The organism is Amylibacter sp. IMCC11727, assembly GCF_029854195.1.
Lineage (GTDB): Bacteria > Pseudomonadota > Alphaproteobacteria > Rhodobacterales > Rhodobacteraceae > Amylibacter.
On sequence record NZ_CP122960.1, the window covers coordinates 1,704,048 to 1,725,533 of the forward strand.

The 21,486-nt window shown below is 55.2% G+C and carries 22 protein-coding genes; 3 read left to right on the plus strand and 19 right to left on the minus strand.

From position 1 onward, the window contains the following. The first annotated feature begins 183 nt into the window (after nt 1-183). The 3 genes from QBD29_RS08630 (at nt 184) to der (ending at nt 3,873) form a co-directional block, all read left to right on the plus strand. A complete protein-coding gene (locus QBD29_RS08630; RefSeq protein WP_280100897.1) occupies nt 184-855 on the plus strand; it encodes a tetratricopeptide repeat protein in 672 nt (223 codons plus the stop codon). A 100-nt stretch (nt 856-955) separates the two neighbouring features. Then, nucleotides 956-2,302 (plus strand): PQQ-binding-like beta-propeller repeat protein, encoded by a 1,347-nt coding sequence (locus QBD29_RS08635; protein ID WP_280100898.1) that lies wholly within the window; start codon nt 956-958, stop codon nt 2,300-2,302. A gap of 80 nt (nt 2,303-2,382) precedes the next feature. Beyond that, nucleotides 2,383-3,873, plus strand: a complete 1,491-nt coding sequence (der, locus tag QBD29_RS08640) for a ribosome biogenesis GTPase Der (RefSeq protein WP_280100899.1) — start codon at nt 2,383-2,385, stop codon at nt 3,871-3,873. A 156-nt stretch (nt 3,874-4,029) separates the two neighbouring features. Here the strand turns inward: der and QBD29_RS08645 are convergent, their stop codons facing one another. From QBD29_RS08645 to QBD29_RS08735, 19 genes are all read right to left on the minus strand, one after another. After that, nucleotides 4,030-5,412, minus strand: a complete 1,383-nt coding sequence (locus tag QBD29_RS08645; protein ID WP_347936449.1) for a sulfatase — start codon at nt 5,410-5,412, stop codon at nt 4,030-4,032. A 99-nt stretch (nt 5,413-5,511) separates the two neighbouring features. After that, on the minus strand, nt 5,512-6,153 hold the full coding sequence (locus QBD29_RS08650) for an HAD-IA family hydrolase (protein ID WP_280100900.1): 642 nt from the start codon (nt 6,151-6,153) through the stop codon (nt 5,512-5,514). Nucleotides 6,154-6,156: 3 nt separating this feature from the next. Next, entirely contained in the window at nt 6,157-6,807 is a 651-nt protein-coding gene (locus tag QBD29_RS08655) for an SDR family oxidoreductase (RefSeq protein ID WP_280100901.1), read from the minus strand. After that, nucleotides 6,804-7,496 carry a DUF4145 domain-containing protein gene (locus tag QBD29_RS08660; protein WP_280100902.1) on the minus strand — a complete coding sequence of 231 codons (693 nt, stop codon included), beginning with the start codon at nt 7,494-7,496 and terminating at the stop codon, nt 6,804-6,806. The genes QBD29_RS08655 and QBD29_RS08660 overlap by 4 nt, the downstream gene beginning before the upstream one ends. Next, nucleotides 7,493-8,968, minus strand: a complete 1,476-nt coding sequence (gene purF, locus QBD29_RS08665; RefSeq protein ID WP_280100903.1) for an amidophosphoribosyltransferase — start codon at nt 8,966-8,968, stop codon at nt 7,493-7,495. Before purF ends, QBD29_RS08660 begins: the two co-directional genes overlap by 4 nt. Before the next feature lie 111 nt (nt 8,969-9,079). Then, complete coding sequence (locus tag QBD29_RS08670; RefSeq protein ID WP_280100904.1) at nt 9,080-9,676, minus strand: CvpA family protein; 597 nt, start codon at nt 9,674-9,676, stop codon at nt 9,080-9,082. 14 nt (nt 9,677-9,690) lie between these two features. Continuing rightward, entirely contained in the window at nt 9,691-11,064 is a 1,374-nt protein-coding gene (radA, locus tag QBD29_RS08675) for a DNA repair protein RadA (protein ID WP_280100905.1), read from the minus strand. 18 nt (nt 11,065-11,082) lie between these two features. Continuing rightward, a complete protein-coding gene (locus tag QBD29_RS08680; protein WP_280100906.1) occupies nt 11,083-11,559 on the minus strand; it encodes a paraquat-inducible protein A in 477 nt (158 codons plus the stop codon). A gap of 120 nt (nt 11,560-11,679) precedes the next feature. Then, nucleotides 11,680-12,711 (minus strand): glycosyltransferase family 2 protein, encoded by a 1,032-nt coding sequence (locus tag QBD29_RS08685; protein ID WP_280100907.1) that lies wholly within the window; start codon nt 12,709-12,711, stop codon nt 11,680-11,682. Between the two features lie 81 nt (nt 12,712-12,792). Continuing rightward, nucleotides 12,793-13,164 carry a hypothetical protein gene (locus QBD29_RS08690; RefSeq protein ID WP_280100908.1) on the minus strand — a complete coding sequence of 124 codons (372 nt, stop codon included), beginning with the start codon at nt 13,162-13,164 and terminating at the stop codon, nt 12,793-12,795. Further along, nucleotides 13,165-13,911 carry an ATP-binding cassette domain-containing protein gene (locus QBD29_RS08695; RefSeq protein WP_280100909.1) on the minus strand — a complete coding sequence of 249 codons (747 nt, stop codon included), beginning with the start codon at nt 13,909-13,911 and terminating at the stop codon, nt 13,165-13,167. 178 nt (nt 13,912-14,089) lie between these two features. Continuing rightward, the gene (locus QBD29_RS08700; protein ID WP_280100910.1) at nt 14,090-14,884 is read right to left on the minus strand and encodes an ABC transporter permease; all 795 of its coding nucleotides are present in this window, start codon (nt 14,882-14,884) and stop codon (nt 14,090-14,092) included. 99 nt (nt 14,885-14,983) lie between these two features. Next, on the minus strand, nt 14,984-16,036 hold the full coding sequence (alr, locus tag QBD29_RS08705; RefSeq protein WP_280100911.1) for an alanine racemase: 1,053 nt from the start codon (nt 16,034-16,036) through the stop codon (nt 14,984-14,986). Nucleotides 16,037-16,148: 112 nt separating this feature from the next. After that, nucleotides 16,149-16,595 carry a hypothetical protein gene (locus QBD29_RS08710; RefSeq protein ID WP_280100912.1) on the minus strand — a complete coding sequence of 149 codons (447 nt, stop codon included), beginning with the start codon at nt 16,593-16,595 and terminating at the stop codon, nt 16,149-16,151. After that, nucleotides 16,595-17,665, minus strand: coding sequence for an agmatine deiminase family protein (locus QBD29_RS08715; protein ID WP_347936453.1), 1,071 nt, complete (start codon nt 17,663-17,665; stop codon nt 16,595-16,597). Before QBD29_RS08715 ends, QBD29_RS08710 begins: the two co-directional genes overlap by 1 nt. A 3-nt stretch (nt 17,666-17,668) precedes the next feature. Next, the gene (locus QBD29_RS08720) at nt 17,669-18,514 is read right to left on the minus strand and encodes an arginine deiminase family protein (RefSeq protein WP_280100913.1); all 846 of its coding nucleotides are present in this window, start codon (nt 18,512-18,514) and stop codon (nt 17,669-17,671) included. 17 nt (nt 18,515-18,531) lie between these two features. Next, nucleotides 18,532-19,152 carry an isochorismatase family protein gene (locus tag QBD29_RS08725; RefSeq protein WP_280100914.1) on the minus strand — a complete coding sequence of 207 codons (621 nt, stop codon included), beginning with the start codon at nt 19,150-19,152 and terminating at the stop codon, nt 18,532-18,534. Then, nucleotides 19,149-20,081: a 2OG-Fe(II) oxygenase family protein gene (locus QBD29_RS08730; RefSeq protein WP_280100915.1), complete on the minus strand. Its 933-nt coding sequence runs from the start codon at nt 20,079-20,081 to the stop codon at nt 19,149-19,151. The genes QBD29_RS08725 and QBD29_RS08730 overlap by 4 nt, the downstream gene beginning before the upstream one ends. 994 nt (nt 20,082-21,075) lie before the next feature. After that, a complete protein-coding gene (locus QBD29_RS08735) occupies nt 21,076-21,486 on the minus strand; it encodes a VOC family protein (protein ID WP_280100916.1) in 411 nt (136 codons plus the stop codon).

A 21,486-nucleotide genomic window follows, 5' to 3' on the forward strand; every position in this document is an offset into this window, starting at 1 on the left:
AGATATGCTGCGGGCGTAAATAAGCACTGCTCTCTAAATAGGGGGATGGTGGGGGGGTGGCAAGAGAGCAATGCTTATTTTCTGTTCAAATCGTTGAAAGGTCGCAGGCAAGCGGTAAATGCGCCTTGGCAAAGGGTCCTGCTTCGCAGTAGGGTCCGCGCGAATTCTGGTCAGGAGACAGACGTGAGCGATACCGATTCCTTTATTGAAGAAGTGACCGAAGAAGTTCGGCGGGAACAGCTGTTTAAATACGTCCGCCGCTATGGGTGGATCGCGATTGTTTTGGTTTTGGGTGTTGTGGCCCTGACGGCGTATTACGAATACCAAAAGGCAACAACAACGCGGATGGCGCAAGAATTGGGTGATCGGTTGGTGTCTGCCATTGATGAAGAAGATCCAGCGGCGCGGGCTAAAGCATTGGCCGTTATTGCCCCTGAAGCGGGTGATGCGCGGATTATCGTTGATTTGCGCCGTGCCAGCGATTTGGTTGATGCAGGTGACACAGCGGCCGCGATTGAAGTGTTTGAATCCGTTGCGAACAGCGGTGCGAATGCGGCCTATGCAGATATGGCGCTGTTAAAAGCGATCATCCTGAAAGGCAAAGACCAAGACGCCACAGAACGGGATGCGACATTGGCACAGTTGGCCGCGCCCGGTGCGTTGTATCGTCCATTGGCAATGGAACAGCAGGGGTTGTTTGCCCTTTCCGATGGAAATCAGGACAAAGCGGTCGAGATTTTCACTGAATTATACCAAGACAGCGAGATCACAGATGCGTTGCAAAATCGGGCCACACAGATGCTTGTTGCCTTGGGTGCTGATGTACCCACGGTGACGTCACTGTTGCCTGAATAAGATGCGAAGGGTTTGATTGCTTTTTCAGTGAGAACCTTGCACAAATAAACCAGCAATTGGGTCAACCAATAAGATTAAGGCAAAGCGGGTGGCGAAGACGATGACAGGACAGACGATAAAATTCGGGCAGGCGGTGATGATGTCGCTGTTGGCGGGTGCAGTTTTGTTTGGCTGTGCGCAGCGTGAAGCCCCGTTGGAAGGCGAGCGGCTCGATCTGCGTGCGCCAAACTTGCAAGTTGGGGAAGAAGCACCTGAGGTCGAAGAAGAAGAGGTGCGCATTGACAAGCTGTCTTTGGCATCCCCGGCGACGAATTCAGAATGGACCCATCGCAATGGGTCCGCGCAGCATTTGATCCGGCATCCTGCCCTTGGACGCAGCCTGACACGGGTTTGGAGCGCGAACATCGGTTCTGGTAACTCCAAAAAGCACTTTGTGACCGCAAGCCCGATTGTTGCGGGTGGCCGTGTTTTCACAATGGATGCCAATTCTGGTGTGCGGGCGTTCACCACAGCGGGCGCGCCTGTTTGGGCGGTTGATCTGACCCCGCCTAATGAGAAATCAAACGAGGCGTCAGGGGGCGGTTTGGCCTTTGGTGGTGGCGTTTTGGCTGTGACCACGGGCCACGGCGAAGTGATCGCCATGGACCCTGCATCAGGTGCGGTGCGCTGGCGTCATCAAATGACAGGCGCGATTTCTGCGGATCCTGTGATTGTTGGAAACACAATTGTTGCTGTGGCCCGTAACAATGTGGCGCTGGGGTTAGACATTAAGAATGGCCGAATTCGCTGGCAACAAGTCAGCCCGGGCAACACCGCAGGTGTGGCAGGGGCAGGGGCACCAGCGGCCAAAGGGAAATTGGCTGTGATCCCGTTCTCTTCTGGGGAATTGGTTGGCACTGTGGCGTCAAACGGGTTGCGCGCGTGGAGCGGGTCTGTTTCTGGCGGCAACAAAGGTTTGGCGCGCAACTTGGTTGCTGATATTTCTGGCGATCCTGTGATTGATGGGCGCACGGTTTATGTTGCGAACCAGACAGGGCGGCTCGCGGCGATGGATCGTCGGTCTGGGGAGCGGATTTGGACCGCGAAAGACGGGTCGTATACTCCTGTGTGGCCAGCGGGCGGCGCGGTGTTCATGATCACGGATCGTTTTGCGGTAAAACGGTTGAATGCGTCTGACGGGACCGAAGTGTGGTCCCAAGAATTGCCTGACTTTAAATCAGAAAGGGACCGCCGCAAACGCGCAACCTATGCGTATTTCGGGCCCGTTGTGGCAGGTGGCCAAGTGTGGGTTGGCGGCAGCGATGGTTTGTTGCGCAGCTATAACCCTGTGGATGGCACGCTGACGGGTACGTTTGATATTCCAGGTGGTGCGGCATCCCAGCCTGCCATTGCTGGCAATCGGCTGTATATCCTGTCTGGCAACGGTCAAATTCACGCCTTCCAATAAGGGCACGGGGCCCAAGCCCCTTTTCATTAAATCCGCAATGGGCTAGACGGCACGTCTAACCATAAGCACAGGTGTGTAAAATGTCGTTTACGCTGGCCATTGTTGGGCGTCCCAATGTGGGAAAATCCACGCTGTTCAACCGTTTGGTGGGCCGCAAGCTTGCGCTTGTGGATGACCAACCAGGTGTGACGCGCGATTTGCGTGAAGGGGATGCACGGCTTGGGCCGTTGCGGTTTACCGTGATTGACACGGCTGGGCTGGAAGAAGCCACCGATGAGAGCCTGCAAGGGCGTATGCGGATGCTAACAGAACGGGCCGTGGAAATGGCCGATATCTGTTTGTTTATGATGGACGCGCGGGCAGGAGTGTTGCCTGCGGATCAAGTGTTTGCAGAAATCCTGCGCAAGAAAAACGCGCGGGTGATTTTGGCAGCGAATAAGGCGGAAGGTAACGCAGGCGAAGTTGGTTATTACGATGCGTTTTCGTTGGGTCTGGGCGAGCCTGTGCAGCTGTCTGCAGAACACGGTGAAGGCATGGATGACCTGCTGCGCATGTTGCAGCCTGTGGCCGAAGAATTTGCGGATCGACAGATTGAGCCCGAAATCGAAGTGGAGATTGATGACGAGGATTTTGACAACGAAGATGTTGAAATCACATATTCCACGTCGCGCCCGTTGCAAATTGCAGTTGTAGGCCGCCCAAATGCGGGTAAGTCCACGTTAATCAACAAGATTTTGGGGCAGGATAAGCTGCTGACAGGGCCAGAGGCTGGCATCACGCGGGATGCCATTTCCACCAATGCAAACTGGGATGGTATTCCGTTTCGCATCTGGGACACTGCGGGGATGCGCAAACGCGCAAAGGTTCAGGAAAAGCTGGAAAAGCTGTCTGTGTCTGATGGTTTGCGTGCCGTTAAATTTTCCGAGGTTGTGGTGGTTCTGCTGGATGTGGATATCCCGTTTGAACAGCAAGATTTGCGCATTGCGGATTTGGCCGAGCGCGAAGGCCGTGCGGTTGTGATCGCGGTGAACAAATGGGACCTTGAGGACGAAAAACAAAGCAAGTTGAAAGACTTGCGCGAACAGTTCGCGCGGTTGTTGCCCCAATTGCGGGGTGCTCCTATGGTGACGGTTTCGGCCAAGACGGGCAAAGGATTGGATCGCTTGCATGGGGCCATTTTGGCGGCGCACCGTGTTTGGAACCGCCGTGTATCCACCGCGCGTTTGAACCGTTGGCTGGAAGGCATGCTGGAGGCGCATCCGCCCCCCGCACCTGGTGGCAAACGCATTCGCATGCGGTACATGACGCAAGTGAAGACGCGGCCGCCAAGTTTTGTTGTGATGTGTTCGCATCCTGATTTGGTGCCTGAAAGCTATAACCGATACCTTATCAATGGGTTACGTGCTGATCTTGATCTGCCTGGCACGCCCATTCGCATCTATCTTCGGTCGCAATCGGATAAAAATCCGTATGCGAATAAGAAGGAGAAGAAGGTGACGAAACTGAACAAACACACCGAAGGGCGCTATCGGAAAGAAGCGGGTCGTGGTGTGAAGCCCAAGAGCAAGTAAAGCAGGGGTAAAGCGCGCGGGCGTGGCGTTACCATGACAGGTGTGGCGGGTTTGCCGAAAAAAGCAAACCACCCCGAAACAGGGGTTCTGTAGGTATGGGTTGCGTGTTTTTTTCACCGCTGCGCAAAAGTTAACGGCAGAAATGCACCTGTTGCGCTAAATCGGGCGGGCTTGCACGGGGTCTGCAAAGTCTTCGGGCAAAAGCAGTTGCATGGTTTCTCGCAAAGTTTCGAGATCTTCTGAAAGATCATCGGACTGTTCAGCCAAGAGGTTTGTGTGTTCAAAGGGGTCGGTGCGGTGGTCGTACAACTCCTCCGTTCCATCCCAATAGAGAATATAGCGGTGAGTGCGCGAGCGGGACGACATGGCCAGTTGTGGGCCGTCTGATCGGAATCCTTTACCCCAGACCGCGGTGGCGTGACCGCGCAATTGGATCGTGGGATCGTCAAACAGCGGTGTGAGGTCTTGGCCGTCAAAGTCATCGGGGCAGTCGAGCCCCATTTTGCTGAACAATGTGGGGGCAATATCGGTGAGGGTGACAGGTTCGGCACTGCGCGAAGGGGCAATATCGGCCCCTGCGAACATCAAGGGCACACGCAAGGAGCGTTCCCAGAGTGTGAATTTGCGAAAAGCGAGTTTTTCGCCCAATTGCCAGCCGTGATCGGACCATAGCACCACCAGCGTGTCATCCCACAAATCACACGCATCCATGTGATCGAGGACTTTGCCAAGCAGTTCATCGGCATAATTGATGCAGGCGAGGTAGGCGCGCAGGAAGTCTTTGTACTCGCCATGGCGGTTCAGTTGATTGCGCAACACGCGGCTGTTGTTGGCCATGCCTTGCCCTGCTTTTGGCAGGGGGTGGTGCAGGGTTTCATTGTCGGGATCAAAACGGTTGAGACCAAGACCTGGGGGATCGGCCACCACATCGGGCAGACGATCGAAACAGCGTTTTGGGGCGATAAAGGGCAGGTGTGGGCGATAGATGCCAAGGGCCCAAAATTTACCCGTGTCCCCGGCTTTGATCTGGTCGATGATCCATTTGGTGTTGAAATCATCGTATTGTAAATCGTCGTCTTCTATCGCGCCGAAATCGGTGTTGCCGCCTGCTTTGCCCACTTCGCGGGTGCGTGAAATGGCATCAAATTGTTCGATGTCGCGGCGGTTGTAATCCGTCCAGTCGGCCGCGTCGAAGTGATTTGGGGCCACGTGGAAGACTTTGCCCGCGCCGTAGGTTTCAAAGCCCGCATCCTTGAAACGGCCGACGAGGGATTGTTTTGCGCCGTGATCAAAGGCGAAGTGGGATTTGTGGTTGTTGGCATAAACACCTGATGTCCAAGGATGTTTTCCAAAAAGCGTAGCTGTTCTTGACGGGGAGCAGGCGGGGGCCTCCGCATAGGCGTTTTCACACAACAGACCGCGATTGGCGAGGCGGGTGAGGTTTGGTGTCAGCGTGTCAGGATGGCCGCCAAGCGGTTCAATCCAGTCGTTCAAGTCCTCGATCGAGAGGAAAAGCACGTTTTTAGGTGTGGTGGACACGGGGCTGTACTGCCTTTTGATTTCCTGAGAGTTTGGTGGAAAACAGCGCGTTTGGGAAGCCTTCGGCGAGGATATTTTTGGCCAAAAGAAGCGAGTGGTTTACAGGTGAAGGAGTTTGGGGAGGTCGGCCATGGATGCAAAAGGGATCGCGCCGTGCGGGGGATCGGCAGGTTTGGGCGTGTAGACAAGGCAGGGCATATTGGCGGCGGCTGCGGCGGCGCAGCCCGATGCGCTGTCTTCGATCACCAGGCAATCGGCGGGATCGGTTTGGTTTTGCGCGGCAGCATGAAGGAACAGATCGGGGGCGGGTTTGCCGTTTGGCACGTCATAACCAGAGTACATTTTACCCGCAAAATAAGGCAGAAGACCCGTTTTGGTGAGTGTGGCGTTCATTTTCGGGTGGATTCCGTTCGACGCGACACAAAACGGGATGTTAGCCGCCACAAGCGCATCCAAAGCGGATTGGATGTGGGGGATCGGTTGGCAGTGTTTGGACAGCTCTGCGATGGAGCGGTCATAAAATTCATCAGACCAATTTGCGGGCAGAGAAAGACCGTGGGAGTCCATATAAGCGGTGATGGCGTAGCGGTTTTTACCCGTGAACTCTGCCTCTGACTGGGCGAGGGTCAGGGGGGCGCCGTGGCGTGCGAGGATATCGTGTAAAACCGCGTTGGCGATGGCTTCGCTGTCCACCAAAACCCCATCGCAATCAAATATGACGAGTTTTGGTGGCATCGTCATGAATCAGCCTTGCAGTTGTTCGATAAGGCGCTGTGCTTCATCGGCGCAAGGGGTGAGGGTTGAACGGTCTTCACCTGGGAAAAAGCGGGCGCGGGTGGCGGTGGGCATAGGGTTAGGTGAAAATCCGATAACTTTGCGGCCCTTTGGCTCCACCTCTTTGGCCCATGAATTGAACAGCGCGCGTTGTGCGGCCTTGGATGCGCCGTAAACGGCAAAGAATTTGTCGCCTGCGCGGTGGTCTATGCAGTGGACAGCCGTGCCTTTGCGCGGTTCCAGCAGCGGATCAAAGTTGTTGATCAGCTGTTGGGCCATGCGCACATTGACGTTGAAGCTGTCGTCCCAGTCTTTTTGTGCGGCCATATTGGCTGGGGACATAGGCGGCGCGTGAACAACGCAGTGGACCCACAGATCAAGACCGCCCCAACGATCATTGATGGACATGGCCAGCCGTGCAATGGCGTCGGTGTCTTTGATATCGAGAGGCACGAGGGTTGATGTGCCGCCAGCCGCTTGGATGCGGTCGTCGAGTTCTTCGAGCGCCCCAGTGGTGCGGGCGAGCGTGATGATGTGGTGACCTTGGGCGGAGAGCGCTTCGGCGGTGGCAGCGCCAAGGCCGCGCGATGCGCCAGTGATGAGGGTGATGGGTTGTGTCATGGGAGGGTGTTCTTCTTGGGGATATTCTTTGACAGTTTTTTTGTTCTCTCTGGTATGAGAATTGCTCTTTCGACAAAGCTCTCTAGCACAGAAATCATCATTTCAATTTCGGTATCTGAAGGTCGCCAATTTCGATGCGCAGCTGCACTGCCAGCATCGACTAGGCTATGCAAAGAAATTTTGTCGCGTCCCGAAATGTGACCATCTCGGAAAAGCTGGTCCAGTTTTTTGCTGAATGACAGATTTATGTCAACGCCAACTATTTCCGACGCTTTATCAAATGCAGTCCTAGTTCCTATCGCCGCTAGTACTGCTAGATTATTTGCCCAAGCCTCGTAAATGTCATGTAGTAAATGATGAAGCAAACCATCCTTCAATTCACGCTCAACCAACCATCTGGGCATCGGGCGGGGTGGAGCTGGTGGCCAGAATTCATACTCTTCAATTTGAACTAGTGTTGGGTTTCCGTTTTCATCGAAGTCGTGTTCATAGTTTTCGCTGAAATGGGACTTTGTTTTAAAATATATTTCGCCACAGCCGCTGCATTCAACTATCATATGCCAATTTGTTACAGAGACGTGCTGATCGGTATCTGTGGTTTTAAACTCCTTCCGTACCCGAGCGCGTTCAGAAGCACACTTTGAACAGTGGCCGAGCTCGTAAGGAAGTGCTTTAACGTACCTTTTCACTCCGCCGCTTTCATCACAAACCCGTTCTCTATCTGATCTGCTGGTTTCACAGGGTATTCGCCGCTGAAACAGGCATCGCAGTAGGCGGGGCTGGTTTTGTCGCGGCCGTCTTTTTCCCCTGCGGCGCGGTAGAGGCCGTTGAGGGAGATGAATTTGAGGGAGGACACGGCGAGGTGTTCGCGCATTTCGTCTTCGCTCATGGTGGCGGCGAGGAGTTTTTCGCGTTTGGGGGTGTCCACACCATAGAAACATGGCCATGCAGTAGGGGGCGAGGCGATGCGCAGGTGGACCTCTTTTGCGCCTGCGTCGAGGATCATGTCTTTGATTTTGATGCTGGTCGTGCCGCGTACCACGGAGTCGTCGACGAGGATCACGCGCTTGCCTTTGATCAGGGCGCGGTTCACGTTGAGTTTCAGGCGCACGCCCATGTTGCGAATTTGTTCGGTGGGTTCGATAAACGTGCGGCCCATGTATTGGTTGCGGATGATGCCCATGGCGTAGGGAATGCCGCTTTCTTGGGAATAGCCAATCGCGGCGGGTGTGCCGCTGTCTGGGACGGGGCAAACGAGGTCAGCTTCTACAGGGGCTTCTTTGGCCAGTTCCACGCCGATTTGACGGCGGGTTTCATAGACAGATTGCCCGCCCAAGATGCTGTCAGGGCGCGAGAAATAGACGTGTTCAAAGATGCAGGGGCGCGGTTTTGCGGCCTCAAACGGGGTGGAGGTTTCGATGTGACCATCGGCATGACAGATGACCATTTCACCAGGGTTTACTTCGCGAATAAACTCGGCCCCGATGATATCGAGCGCGCAGGTTTCAGAGGACAGCACCCAACCATCGCCAAGTTTGCCCAGCACAAGGGGACGCACGCCAAGGGCATCGCGCACACCAATGAGTTTGGTGCGGGTCATGGCGACAACGGAAAACGCGCCTTCGACGCGGCGCAGAGCATCTTTGAGCCGTTCGGGTAAAGAATTTTGATAGGATCGCGCGATCAGGTGAATGATACATTCACTGTCTGAGGAAGACTGAAAGATAGAGCCGCGTTCGATCAGTTCAGTGCGCAAGGCTTCGGCATTGGTGAGATTGCCGTTGTGCGCGATGGCGCAACCACCAAGGGAGAACTCGCCAAAGAAGGGTTGCACGTCGCGGATGGCTGTTTGGCCCTTTGAGCCCGCAGTGGAATAGCGCACATGGCCAATGGCGTTGGAGCCTGGCAGGGTTTCCATTAGCGATGCTTTGGTGAAGTTGTCACGCACATAGCCAAAGCGGCGGGCGTTGTTAAAGCCATGGTCCGCATCATAGGAAACGATGCCGCCTGCTTCTTGGCCGCGATGTTGAAGCGCATGGAGGCCAAGGGCCACGAAGTTTGCCGCATCTTTCACGCCAATGGCGCCGAAAATACCGCACTCCTCTTTCAATTTGTCGTCGTCGAACGGGTGCGCGAAGAAGGGCTTGGCAGTGCTCAGCATGAGGGCGATTCCGAGTAGGGCAGCAGATACACATGGTATAGCGTGATGCTGCTCTGAGAGTCTATGGCTGAGGTCGGAAATGAGGGTGCGACATCGCTGCCGCAACCAGACTTATGTTTCAGATTCGTTTGGTGCAGCGTCTTCGCCAGCAGGTGCGCCGCATGCGCCAACAAAACCTTCGTAACGATCTTTAAGCCACGGTGGCACTTCGGTTGGGAGCATCGCCGCCAGATTAGATTGGCTGGAAGACAGGATTTCGCGTGATTTGCTGTTTTCAACAATATCAAGGCGATCCCCTTCGGGGAAGATATTATCGTACAAAATCAGAGCGATAAGAACGAGAAGGATGCCGCGTGCCACACCAAAGAGGAAACCGAGACCTTGATCAATGCCACCAAGTGCGGATTTTTGGATCATGCCAGAGAACAGCGGCGTAAAGATCGACACCACAATCAGGGCCACCGCAAAGACCACGGCAAACGCGATAATCAAGGACAGAACGCAAGAGCCGCTGATCAAATCAGAAAGAACGGGAACTTCTTTTAAGAAAGGTTCAACAGTGGGGGTAAAGGCATAGGCCACGATGGCTGCTACAACCCAGCCCGCAATGGACAGAACTTCGCGTACCAATCCACGCGAATAGGCCAAGATTGCCGAGATCAAAATGATGACAGCGACGCCGCCGTCTACCAGAGTAAAACCTTCCATTCGTGTCCCCTTCGTCAGGCCTCTATTTCGCCGAAACAGTCGGCAATGAATGTGCCGACATCATCCACTTTTTTAACGTTCATGCCAGATGTGCTGGCTAATTTCATCCGTGATGGCGCAAATGCGCCACTGAACCCGAGCTTTTTGGCTTCTTTCAGGCGCGCTTCTGCCTGAGAAATTGGTCTTAATCCACCCGAAAGACTGATTTCGCCAAAAATTACGAGGTCTCCTGCCAAGCTGGTGTCTTGGCGGGCCGATATCAAGGCAGCGGCCACAGCCAAATCGGCGGCGGGTTCGGAAATGCGCATGCCCCCTGCGATGTTGAGGTAGACATCCATGCCATTGAACGAGAGCCCGCAGCGGGATTCGAGCACGGCGAGGATCATGGACAATCGCCCACTGTCCCAGCCCACAACCGTGCGCCGTGCATTGGCGAGCGCGGATTGGGCGACGAGGGCTTGGATTTCCACAAGAAGCGGACGCGTGCCTTCGATGCCTGCGAAAACGACGGAGCCGGGGGCGGGTTTTTCGCGATCTGAAAGAAACAGGGCGGAGGGGTTTCGAACTTCGTCCAAGCCTGCACCCGTCATTTCAAACACGCCGATTTCATCTGCGGGGCCGAAACGGTTTTTCACAGCGCGCAGGATTCGGAACTGGTGGCCGCGTTCGCCTTCAAAATAGAGGACAGTATCGACCATGTGTTCCACAACGCGCGGACCTGCGATTTGGCCTTCTTTGGTGACATGGCCCACAAGGATGACGGCGATGCCTTTGCGTTTGGCAAACGTGGTAAGTTCGTGCGCAACGGCGCGGACTTGAGATACAGAGCCAGGTGCGCTGTCGATGTGATCGACCCACATGGTTTGGATCGAATCGATCACCACAAGATCGGGCTGTTCCGCCTCGAGCGTTGTGAGGATGTCACGCAGGTTCGATTCAGAGGCCAGTTGCACGGGGGAATGGGTGAGATCAAGGCGTTGGGCGCGCATACGGATTTGGCTCGCGGCTTCTTCGCCTGACACATAGATCGCTTTTTTGCCCGTGAGCGCGAACCTGGCGGCGGCTTGCAACAGGAGCGTTGATTTGCCGATACCTGGGTCACCGCCCACAAGGACGGCGCTGGCAGGGACAAGACCACCGCCCAATACGCGATCCAGTTCTTCGATGCCGCAGTTGGCGCGGGGCAACGGTTTGTCTTCGGTTTTGAGGTCAGACAGCTGAACCTTGCGGCCCTTCGTTGCGCCCAGCGTTTTTGTGCCTGGACCTGCCGCCAAAGGCGCTTGTTCTTGAATCGAATTCCATTCCCCGCAGGCATCACAGCGGCCTGCCCATTTTTTGTGGGACGCGCCGCAAGACGCACAAGAGAAGGAAAGGTTCGTTTTAGCCATAGCGCGTGTTTGCGGGTTTTAGGCGTTTGGATCAAGCGTGTCTTTGCCCGATTTATCGAAAATCGTGATGGCATAGGACGCCAGCACGCAGGCGGTAAAGAGATAGAGACCCCAGCCTGTTTCCAAACGGCCCACACCCACGCCTTTGGCAACCACGATGTAGATGGCGATAAGAAAGACATCGGCCATGGCAAGGCGGCCCATATGGATGAGGATGGGTTTGATGCGGGCGGATACGAGACCGAATTGGATAAGGGCGGTTGAGATGACTTTGATCATTGGGGCGGCAAGCGCGAGCAGAGACACGACGATGGCAAGGAAGATGTCTTTTTCCCAAAGGGCTTGGATGCCAGAGATCACGGAGATTTCGGAGAGTTTGAAGAAAGGCAGGAGACCCGCCTTTAGCAGCGGGGCGAACCAAGCAATGGGAAACAGGATAAGAAGCGCGAGGTTGGCCAGTTTAAGGAGGGTTTGGGGAAGGGTGGTTAGCTGCATTTGGCAGGCCTTTGGTTATTGTGGCTTTGCGGTGCAAAGCGGTGTGCCTGCGGCGCGGATATTTTTGGCCAAAAGAAGCATGGGGCACGTGATACTGGGCTTTTGGAGTGAAGGGAAGGGTTAGCGCATTTTAGACCAAACGGTGTCTTCGAAATAGTCTTGAAGGGTATCTGACAGGCGGTATCGGCGGGTGATGGTGGGCAGGGTTTCGTGGCTGTCGACTGCGGTTTGGCAGAGCTGGGTGAGTTTTGTGAAGCGGTCGATCGCGCGGGATTCGATGGCGGCGACTTTGGGATTTTGGCGCAGGGTGTGGGCGATGTCTGCGGCGTGGATGGCGTGTGCGGTGTTGAGCGGCAGGTGGACGGTGTTGGGGTTCATTTCGTCAAACATTTTGGCCCCGAGTTGGGAGCGTTTGTCAGGTGGCGTGCAGGCGAAACCACGCACGATTTTCACGCAAAACTCGGGGTAGGATTTGGTGTGGTAGTGGCGCAAGTTGGCGGTTTTGAATTGGAAATCGGACAGTTGCGCGGAGTTGCGCATCTGGGGGCGGATGGGCGTGCCATCTGGATCAAGCCATGTGACGCCTTCGCGAAAGGCGCGGGGTTTGTGCAGATTGTAAAGGCGGGTGATTTTCGGGCGGTACAGGGATTTGACCTGTTTGAAGGGGCGTTCGGTGCCTTGGTCGTTGATGTCCGCGGCCATGGTGAAGCGGGTTGTGACGGGGGCTGGATCGAAAGCTGTTTGGCCAGAGGAGCCCATCATGCGCCATGGCATGGAGACCACGTCTGGGTGGTTGAGGCGGGTGAGGAAGGTGGTAAGGTCGGTGTCGGCTGGCAGTTCGAGGTATTCGTCTGCGTCGATGACGAGGATGTAGTCGGAGGATTGCACCACTGGGTGACGCAGGGCACGGCCATAAGCGCGGCGTTGGGGGGGGAGGTCGCGGAATTTTGGTGGGGCGTCGGCGGGGTTGGTGTTGTCGATGTAGTGGATATCGCCTGCGTCTTGGAGGGTTTGGAGAAGGGCGGTGGTGCCGTCCACTGAGTCATTTTGGTAGAGGACGAAGTCGGTGATCCCGATGGCGCGGTGGTGGGCGATCCAGTCGATGATGTAGGGGGACTCGTCGCGGAGGGTGGCTAGGAGGGTGAGTTGCATTATTTGCGGTGACGGGGCGGAAATGTGCTGAAAAACTCAAAGTAAAGTAAGAACATTCAGGTTCTCTTTAATGAAATCGGATCAATAATTTGGTGCGAGATATGGGCTGTCTCGACTGAAGGGCGGGTTATCAAAAGCGTTACGCCAAAAGGCTATCAACGCGTAAAAAGTAATTTGAGCGGAAGTTTCATCTTCCGATGGCAAGACGGGATAAATAAGTGCATCGTCAAAACAACCGTTTGTCCGGCCTGTAGGAAACGTTGCAGCTACGCTTTTCGCGCGGTCAAAGTAAACGTGTTCGAGATGTTCAAGAATAATTTCAAATTTCTTCAGGCGCAGGCCCATGTTGTGTGTCTCACAGAATTTCATCAGAGTGTAGGTCGCATGCCAGGCATTCACCACTTTGTATTCCGTATTGCTTGATAAATTTTTTGGGGTTTGTTTGAAGATCATCTATCGAACCGCCTCAATCGGGCCTTCAGCCCGCGCGTTGATGAACTGATCTAGGTACGGGTCGCCACTTTCGTCCATATCCGCGACTTCGCCTGTCCACTGCACCTTTCCCTCGTGCAGCATGGCGACTTTGTCGGCTATGGCGCGGACGGAGGACATGTCGTGGGTGATGGTCATGGCGGTCGCGCCCATTTCGACAACGATTTCGCGGATGAGTTCGTTGATAACCCCTGACATGATCGGGTCGAGGCCTGTGGTGGGTTCGTCAAAGAAGATGATCTCGGGTTCGGCGGCGATGGCGCGCGCCAAGCCGACGCGTTTTTGCATGCCGCCTGAAAGCTCGGCGGGGAAGCGGTCGGCGACGTCTGCTTTGAGGCCGACGCGGCGGAGTTTTTCGATGGCGAGGTCTTTGGCGTCTGATTTGTTCAGCTTGTTCGCGCCGCGCATCAGGCGGAAGGCGACGTTTTGCCAGACGGAGAGGCTGTCGAACAGGGCGCCGCCTTGGAACAGCATGCCGAATTGGGCGAGAAAGGCATCGCGGTCGCCTTTGGTGGCGTCTGCGCCGTTGACTGTGATTGTGCCACTATCGGGCGTGATCAGGCCGAGGACGCATTTGAGCGCGACGGATTTGCCTGTGCCAGAGCCGCCGATGATCACCATGCTTTCGCCTTTGTCGATTTGTAGGTCGACGCCTTGGAGGACGTGGTTGGAGCCGAAGGATTTTTTGACGTTTTGGAGGGTGATCATGTGTTTAATCCAACTGCGAGAGCGGCACGGATGTGCCAAGCCCGACCTCCCCCATGGGAGGGCTTTTTCCACGGTGTCATTGATGGGCTGAACGGAGCGGCATGGGCCATCGGTGTCTCTGGGCCTAGGGCCTCCCGAGGTCGGGCTTGGCACATCCGTGCCTGTGTGTTTTCCATTTTCATGATGTGAAAAACACCTCTGTGAGAATGTAGTTTGCGGCTAGGATCAGCACGCTTGCACTGACCACCGCGTTTGTTGTGGCTTTGCCGACGCCCTGTGCGCCGCGGCCTGAGTTGTAGCCGTGATAGCAGCCCATGATGGCGACGATGAAGCCGAAGACGGCGGCTTTGACGAGGCCTGAGAAGACATCGCCAAATTCCAGAAAATCGAGAGTGTTGTTGATATAGGTGGCCGCGTTGAAATCGAGCCGCTGTGTGCCCACAAGGAAGCCGCCCATGATGCCGATGACGTCTCCGATAAAGGCGAGGACAGGCATGGCGAGAGTGGCGGCGAGGACGCGAGGGACGACGAGGTATTTCATCGGGTTTGTGCTGAGCGTGGTGAGCGCGTCGATTTGTTCTGTGACGCGCATAGTGCCAAGTTCTGCGGCGATAGAAGATGCTACACGGCCCGCGACCATAAGGCCGCCGAGCACGGGGCCAAGCTCGCGCACCATGGCGATGGCCACAACCGTGGGGACCACGGCTTCGGCGTTAAAGCGTGCGCCGCCTGAGTAGATTTGCAGTGCCAATGCGCCGCCCGTAAACAGGGCTGTGAGCCCGACAACGGGGAGCGAGAAGTAGCCGATGGTGAGCAGCTGTTGGGCAAATTCACGGAAATAAAACGGCGGGCGGAACAGGTGCGCGATGGTCATAGCCGCAAAAATAACGATGCGCCCGACCGAGGCGCAGAGGCCCAGAACGCTGCGGCCGATGGAGGCGAGCGTGTTGTCGATGAATGTCAGTGCCTGCATGGGGTTCCCTATTGCGTGCGTCGCTCGTTGCCAATTCGCGTTTGGTTGTGGCGCGTAACGGCCCCTTTTTCAAACTGTTTGGCATGTAAGAACATGCCTTTATCCGCCTTCATATACGCGATTGTAGCGTCCGCCAAGGGAGGTGAGGATTTCATAGCCGATTGTGCCTGCGGCATTGGCGAGATCGTCCACGGTTTGGTGATCACAGAGGATATCAAGGTGTGTGGGTGTTTGATCTAGGTCAGTGATGTCGACGGTGATCATGTCCATCGACACGCGGCCAATGAGCGGGCAGGGCGTGTCGCCTGCGAACAGGTTTACGCGGTGGTCGTTGGTGTGATTGCCCATCTGGCGGATCAGGCCATCTGCGTAGCCTGCAGCGATGGTTGCTACTTTGGATGTGCGTTTGGCCTGCCAGAACGCGGCGTAACCGACTGCTTCGCCCACTTCAACCGTGCGGGTTTGGATAACGGGGATTGAGACACGAACCACGGGGGCAGCATCAGTAAACGGAAAGCCGCCGTACAGGCCAACGCCTGGGCGGGTGAGGTCGAAGTGATAATCGGGGCCAAGAAGTGTGCCGCCTGTGGCTGCGAGGGATTTTGGGATGGTGAGGCCGTCTGTCATGGCCTTAAACGCCGAGCGTTGTTGGGTGTTCATGGGGTGGTCGGGTTCGTCTGCGCAGGCGAGGTGGGACATGAGGATTTCTGGCTCAGCTGCGATGATTTGGTCGCGTAGTGCGTTGAATTCATGGGGTTCTAGGCCGAGCCGGTTCATGCCGCTGTCAAGTTGGATGCCGAAGGGGGAATCCTCAGCAGCGTATTCTTGCACCTGTTCAGGGGAATTGAGCAGCGGGACAAGGTTGTTTGCCTTGAGGATGTCGTGATCGCCCATGCAGCCGCCAGAAAAGACATAAATCGTTGTGTCATTTGGCGTGTTTTTACGCACGGCAATGCCCTCTTCGGCCGCGGCGACGAAAAATGTTTTCGCCCCTGCTTTTGATAATGCGGCAGAAACGCGCCCTGCGTCACAGCCGTAGCCGTCTGCTTTGACAACAGCGGCGGTTTCCACGTTTGAGGCGGATTTCGCATCCAGCGCCCGCCAGTTTTCAACGAGCGCTGCGAGGTCGATTGTGAGGGTTGCAACAGCCATATCTGTGATCCTTTTCCTTGCATCCGTAGGGACACCACAGCGCGGTTTGGGTCAATAGGCATGGGGTGGATTTTGGATATTTAAACCAAGAAAAAGGCGCAAAAGGCAGCGATTATTGGCAGCTGAGCGATGCGCCGCAGTGTTGTGCGCGAATGTCTGCAATAAGGTTTGACACATCTGTTGTGTATCCCTGCCAATCATCCGAGGTGCAGAAATATTGGGTATGTGGTGCAATGCGTTCGGCGATTGCCGAATCCCAATCCGATTGCGTGGCGAGGATTTGTTCGGAGGTATAGAGCAGGTGTTCAACAAAGGCGGTGTAGGCGGGGGCTTTGTCAGATGAAGTGAGGGCGCAGACGTCTGGTTGGGCAAATTCTGGGTTGGCGATAGACAGGGTGAGGTGTTCGCGAAAGATATCACGGGCCGATTGCGTGGCTTGCAGATGGGCATTGGCGTCGAGTTGCAGTTTCACGCCGATAAGGGCCGCGACGGCCACAAGGGCCGTGATCAAAGCGGCAATGGCCTCAATACTTGGGGCGTTTTCTTTGAGCCAGCGCATTAGAGTTTGGGTTGTTGCTGTGTAGCGCAGTGGATGCCACCGCCCAGCTCGCCAAGCGGGTCCACATTGAGCGTGATCACTTCACGACCTGGATAGTGTTTTTGCAAGGCGTGTTTGGCGATTTTGTCGGTACGCTTATCGCCAAATTCTGCGGCGATTACAGCACCGTTGCACACGTAGTAATTGGCGTAACTTGCCACAAAATCATGGCTTTGCACGCGCCGTGTAACGGGTTCAGGGATGACAGTGATGTCAAAGGCGCGTCCTGATGCGGCGCGACTGCCGCGAATGAAATCATAGGTTTCGTAAGGGACAGTCTGCCAGTTGTCGTTTGGATCGGGATCTTCGATCAGTTGGATCAACACACGATTTGGACCTGTGAACCGTGCGAGGCTGTCGATGTGATAATCGGTGATGTCTTCGTTCCAGATGCCTGGCGCCCAGATGATTTTTGTGGCCCCATAGGCGGCCAGAAGTCGGGTTTCGATTTCGGATTTCGAAATTTTGTTGCGGTTTTTGTTCACCCAAGAGCTTTCATGGGCCAAAAGCGTGCCGTGGCCATCGGTTTCAACACCACCTGGTTCCCCCACAAGCCCTGTATCGTGGAATTCAAGGCCGAGCCGCTCGGCCACGCGCGCGGCGATTTTACCATCGCGCTCGTGGGTTTGGCGATTGCCCCAGCCGTTGAAATTAAAGTTGTGGATTCGTTGGGTTTTGCCGTTTTGGGCAAAACATGGCCCTGCATCGCGACACCAGAGGTCTTCGGTTGGAACATTCCAAAGCTCCACTTTTTCAGAGACTTGCGCGCGGATGTTCGCGTGATCATCTTTGTGAGCGAGCAACACCACGGGTTCAAAATCGGCGATGGTGTTGGCGATATCTGCGATGGTGGCTTGGGTGTCGGCCAAGAAGTGCGATGAACTATACACTTTGCGGCTGGTGGGCCATTGCATGAAAGTGCGTTCGTGGCGGGCCTCTTCGGCGGGGATATAAAATGGTGTGGTTGCGGCAGCCGGCCGTGCAACGCTGGCAGCAGCGCTGGTGGCGACAAATGTGCGGCGTGTCATCATGGCTTATCCTCGCAGTATTGGACGGGTGAGACAGGTGGGTCCGCCTTCGCAGGCGATGCAAAGCGCATCGGCGGAAAAGGTGGTGACGGAGATACCTGCGGCCTCGATCAAGTTTTGTGTTTTTGGGATGCCGTTCAGCATGATCACATTTTTGGGGCTGGTACACAGCACATTGGTGGACAGGGTGCCCGTGGATTGGAATTCATCAAATGGGGCGGGGATCAAGGTGATGCCCTTATCCGCAAGGAGTTCGAACATCGCTACAGGCAGCAGTTCCATGCAAACAAGAGCGGTTTTCGTGTCGAGCATTGAAATCAACGACATAAGGTGGAGGCAGGCATCGGCCCCTGTGTAAACGGGGAGGTCGAAGGTAGGGCAAGTGATGCCATACGGGGCCAGCGCGGCGGCGATTTGATCAGCACCTGCTTGATTGGTGCGAAAACCTTTGCCGATCAGCAGGGTTTCATCGTCAAGCCAAAGGGTATCGCCTGCTTCGGCGCGGGCGTTTGTGACCTCGGCCAAGATCGGAATTTGGTGGCTGTTGTAAAAGGCGCGGTGCAGCTCTTGTTCGCCTTGACGTAAGCGTTTGCCTGGGGACATGAGAATGGCGCCGTGCGGGGTCATAAGGGAGGCGTCGTAGGTAAAAACCGCGTCGGCGATACCCTGATCATCGCCATCCATGTAAATCACATCACATCCCGCAGTTTGTAGGATTTGTGCAAATTGTGGATAACATTCTTCAATTTTTTCTGCATCGTACAGGTCGGAATAGTGCCATTTGTGCAGGTCTGCATTGAGCAACGATGGGCCTGGTGCCCGCAAAGCGACCCGTTTGAGGGGCGCTGTCATGGAAGAAACGCCGTATGTCATTCGTTGCCCTGTACACGATCAAGGTGAGGGGCGTCCGCATCCATAAGGGCGTGAGCGTCTTTGGTCGAAATGGCGGTGCAGAACTCCCCATGTAAGGAAGCGAGGGCCATGTTGTGGACCAAATCGGGATCGTAATCCGTGCCGTCGATGCCGATCATGTTCATGGTCGCGCAGGCGTCATGCACAAGGTACGTATCATAGCCCATGTTGCCCGCCATACGGGTGGTGGTTTCCACGCAGATGTTGGTGAAATAGCCGACAATCACAAGGCGGTGGATGCGGGCGCGGTGGAACTCCTGTTCCAGATTTGTGCCGATAAAGCCGCTGTTGGCGGATTTGCTGACCGCGATGTCCCCTTCGTGAATTTCCATTCCTGGCAGCTGTTCGCCAGATTCGAGCGAGAGTTTGAGGGGGGAGCCGTCTTCGATGCTGTCGTGGCGGGTGAAGGCGACTTTGCCACCCTTTTTGCGCCATGCGTTCAACAGGCCGATGATGTTGTCTTCGGCATCAAAGTTGTTGCGACGGCCCGTTGGGCCACCGTAGTAGGCCGTGTCGTTGACGCCTTTTTGGACGTCGATGAGCAAAAGAGCGGTGTTTTCGTCAAATTGTGGGATCATGGGTCGGCTTTCTTGTGTTTATCGTAACTTGCGCCAAGTTCAGCGCGAAGGAAATCCCCGAAATGCAGCGGAGAGAATTTTGGATCGCCTGTGCCTGCGAGTGGTTGAACGGTGGTGTTCACGTGTGGGTCAAAGAAGAAGGGGATGGAGTAGCGTTCGCGCCCTGATCGGTTGATGACCCGATGGGGAGTGGATTTGAGGAAGCCGTTTGAGAAACGGTTCAGCATGTCGCCCACATTCACCACGAAAGTGCCGTCGATTTTTGGTGCGTCGATCCAGTCGCCTGAGGGTGTTTGGACTTGCAGACCGCCCACGCCGTCTTGGGCGAGGAGGGTGAGGGCGCCGAAATCGGTGTGCGGAGCAGAGCCGTAGAGATCATCAGCGGAAAGTGGCGGTGTAGGGGGGTAATGGAGCAGGCGGAGCCACAGGGTTGGGTTTTCGAAGGCAGGTGCGAGGTTTGCTGGATCGGCATTGCAGGCCTTGGCCGCGATAGAGATGAGGCGTTGGCCAAGGATTGTCATCGCGGCGGTGTAGGCGGTGAGGGTATCGCGGAAGTTTGGCAGATTGGGCCATTGGTTGGGGCCTGAGAGGTATTCATCAGGATTGGCCGCGCTGTCGTGCATCATCATGAAGCTGCTGGATTGGTTGGGTTTTTTCACATCAGCTAGTTTGGAATTTACGTCCGTGGATGTGTTAATGGGGATGTAGCCGCGATGATTTTCGTTGAGGGCGATGGCTTGTTTCGTGGCCTCGGGTAAAGAGTGAAAATCGGCGGAGGCTTGGAATGTGGCGTCGATCAGGGATTGAGGGATGCCGTGGTTTTTGATGTAGGCAAAGCCAGCGGTAGAATAGGCTGCGGCGAAGTCGGAAACGATGGTTTCGTCCGACTGGGACAGATCAATTACGGAGATTTTCGTGAAATCAGTCATAAGGGCACCTTGTGCAAAAAGTTGAAGGGACTAGGGCGCGGGTGGGCGCTATCCTTCGAACCGTTTGCGGCGGTGAAAATCGTGGCGTTCAAGTGAGACGCGGGGTGGGAAAGGCATCATCATCGTCAAAACCGTAACAAGGTGATGGTGCGGGAGCAAGCGTTGTCATTTAGACCGTTGTTTTTGCCTAATCAGCGTTTCGATCCCGAGCCAATTGTGACAGGGATAGAATATGCGCAACGACCGCGTAAGGCACCAAAAAGAGCGGAATAAGCCCAAGGGGGTATTCGATGACCTTGTTGGGGGCTTCAAACGAAAACAACTGGATTGGTGTTGCTGAACTTGTGAAGCCGAAAAAGAAGGCGCTTGCGAAGTCCAGAAGGCCAAGACACGCGACCATCAGCACCCAAAACGTTGGAATTTCGCGCTGCCAGAACCTCCAAAGTACGTAGGCTGCTACGCACCCAACCAACAAGTCACCCCAACCAGCTGGATGCGCAAAAATGCCTGGAAGCGTTCCTCTGTAGTATTCAAACACAAAAACCAACCCAATCGGGCGGATCAATTGGAGTCCTATCAGGACATGTTGGCTGACGCCTGAATCTAGGATCCAATTTCGCGCCAAATAGGCCATCAAACTGATAAGGCTGAGGTAAATCAACGGTCGGGCAGGCGCTATTGGCCCCAAGAATGCCAGATCGAATTGTGTTGTCACGGCTGTAAATGCGAAGACAGTCCAAGCCACCATGAAGGTCAGAATGAGACAGCGTTTTCCAAAGGCATGACCGGCTGATCGCGATACAATCAGCATGTGCCAAAATGGGCTCGACAGAAAAAACAGGACCCAGAATTCGGTGATCGGTGAGAAAGGCAAGGCTCGTTCATCTCTTTATTTCACTTTTCTACGGTACGCGGCAAAAGACGGACTGGATCAACAATGCGCGCTAAAAATCAGCGGTTGTCGTCTTAAATTGGGGGCAATCGTGCCGCAGGTTCAGTGAAAGAAGCGCATCCCTTCGGGCCGCATTTTTTCATAATGCGCCAACCGCGATTGCAAACTCCCCGCGTGCAGTTCCAGTTTGTGCCCGTCTGGGTCTAGAAAATAGAGCGACGCGCCTTCGGACGTGTTTTCTTTCCACTGTTGCGCGCTTTCGGCGATGTGGTCGGCAGTGTAGTCAAACGCGGATTCTGTGCAGTTGAAGGCGATGTGGGTGTCATCACCGCGCGGGGTGACGTTTTGGGCGAGTTCCAAGCAAAGCCATAGATCGCCGAGTTCAAAATATGCGCCACGCGGCCATTCGGCCTTGAGCGTTGCGCCCAGCACATTGCGGTAAAAGGCGATGGATTTTGGCAGATCGGAGCAGGCCAGTGTGATGTGGTTCACGCCCTGTAAGTCTATGGTCAT

Bases quoted from the DNA above. Each gene is read 5' to 3' on its own strand.
- QBD29_RS08635 (WP_280100898.1), top strand. From the start codon at position 956: ATGACAGGACAGACGATAAAATTCGGGCAGGCGGTGATGATGTCGCTG.
- der (WP_280100899.1), top strand. From the start codon at position 2,383: ATGTCGTTTACGCTGGCCATTGTTGGGCGTCCCAATGTGGGAAAATCC.
- QBD29_RS08650 (WP_280100900.1), bottom strand. From the start codon at position 6,153: ATGACGATGCCACCAAAACTCGTCATATTTGATTGCGATGGGGTTTTG.
- QBD29_RS08655 (WP_280100901.1), bottom strand. From the start codon at position 6,807: ATGACACAACCCATCACCCTCATCACTGGCGCATCGCGCGGCCTTGGC.
- purF (WP_280100903.1), bottom strand. From the start codon at position 8,968: ATGCTGAGCACTGCCAAGCCCTTCTTCGCGCACCCGTTCGACGACGAC.
- QBD29_RS08670 (WP_280100904.1), bottom strand. From the start codon at position 9,676: ATGGAAGGTTTTACTCTGGTAGACGGCGGCGTCGCTGTCATCATTTTG.
- radA (WP_280100905.1), bottom strand. From the start codon at position 11,064: ATGGCTAAAACGAACCTTTCCTTCTCTTGTGCGTCTTGCGGCGCGTCC.
- QBD29_RS08680 (WP_280100906.1), bottom strand. From the start codon at position 11,559: ATGCAGCTAACCACCCTTCCCCAAACCCTCCTTAAACTGGCCAACCTC.
- QBD29_RS08685 (WP_280100907.1), bottom strand. From the start codon at position 12,711: ATGCAACTCACCCTCCTAGCCACCCTCCGCGACGAGTCCCCCTACATC.
- QBD29_RS08690 (WP_280100908.1), bottom strand. From the start codon at position 13,164: ATGATCTTCAAACAAACCCCAAAAAATTTATCAAGCAATACGGAATAC.
- QBD29_RS08695 (WP_280100909.1), bottom strand. From the start codon at position 13,911: ATGATCACCCTCCAAAACGTCAAAAAATCCTTCGGCTCCAACCACGTC.
- QBD29_RS08700 (WP_280100910.1), bottom strand. From the start codon at position 14,884: ATGCAGGCACTGACATTCATCGACAACACGCTCGCCTCCATCGGCCGC.
- alr (WP_280100911.1), bottom strand. From the start codon at position 16,036: ATGGCTGTTGCAACCCTCACAATCGACCTCGCAGCGCTCGTTGAAAAC.
- QBD29_RS08710 (WP_280100912.1), bottom strand. From the start codon at position 16,595: ATGCGCTGGCTCAAAGAAAACGCCCCAAGTATTGAGGCCATTGCCGCT.
- QBD29_RS08715 (WP_347936453.1), bottom strand. From the start codon at position 17,665: ATGATGACACGCCGCACATTTGTCGCCACCAGCGCTGCTGCCAGCGTT.
- QBD29_RS08720 (WP_280100913.1), bottom strand. From the start codon at position 18,514: ATGACAGCGCCCCTCAAACGGGTCGCTTTGCGGGCACCAGGCCCATCG.
- QBD29_RS08725 (WP_280100914.1), bottom strand. From the start codon at position 19,152: ATGATCCCACAATTTGACGAAAACACCGCTCTTTTGCTCATCGACGTC.
- QBD29_RS08730 (WP_280100915.1), bottom strand. From the start codon at position 20,081: ATGACTGATTTCACGAAAATCTCCGTAATTGATCTGTCCCAGTCGGAC.
- QBD29_RS08735 (WP_280100916.1), bottom strand. From the start codon at position 21,486: ATGACCATAGACTTACAGGGCGTGAACCACATCACACTGGCCTGCTCC.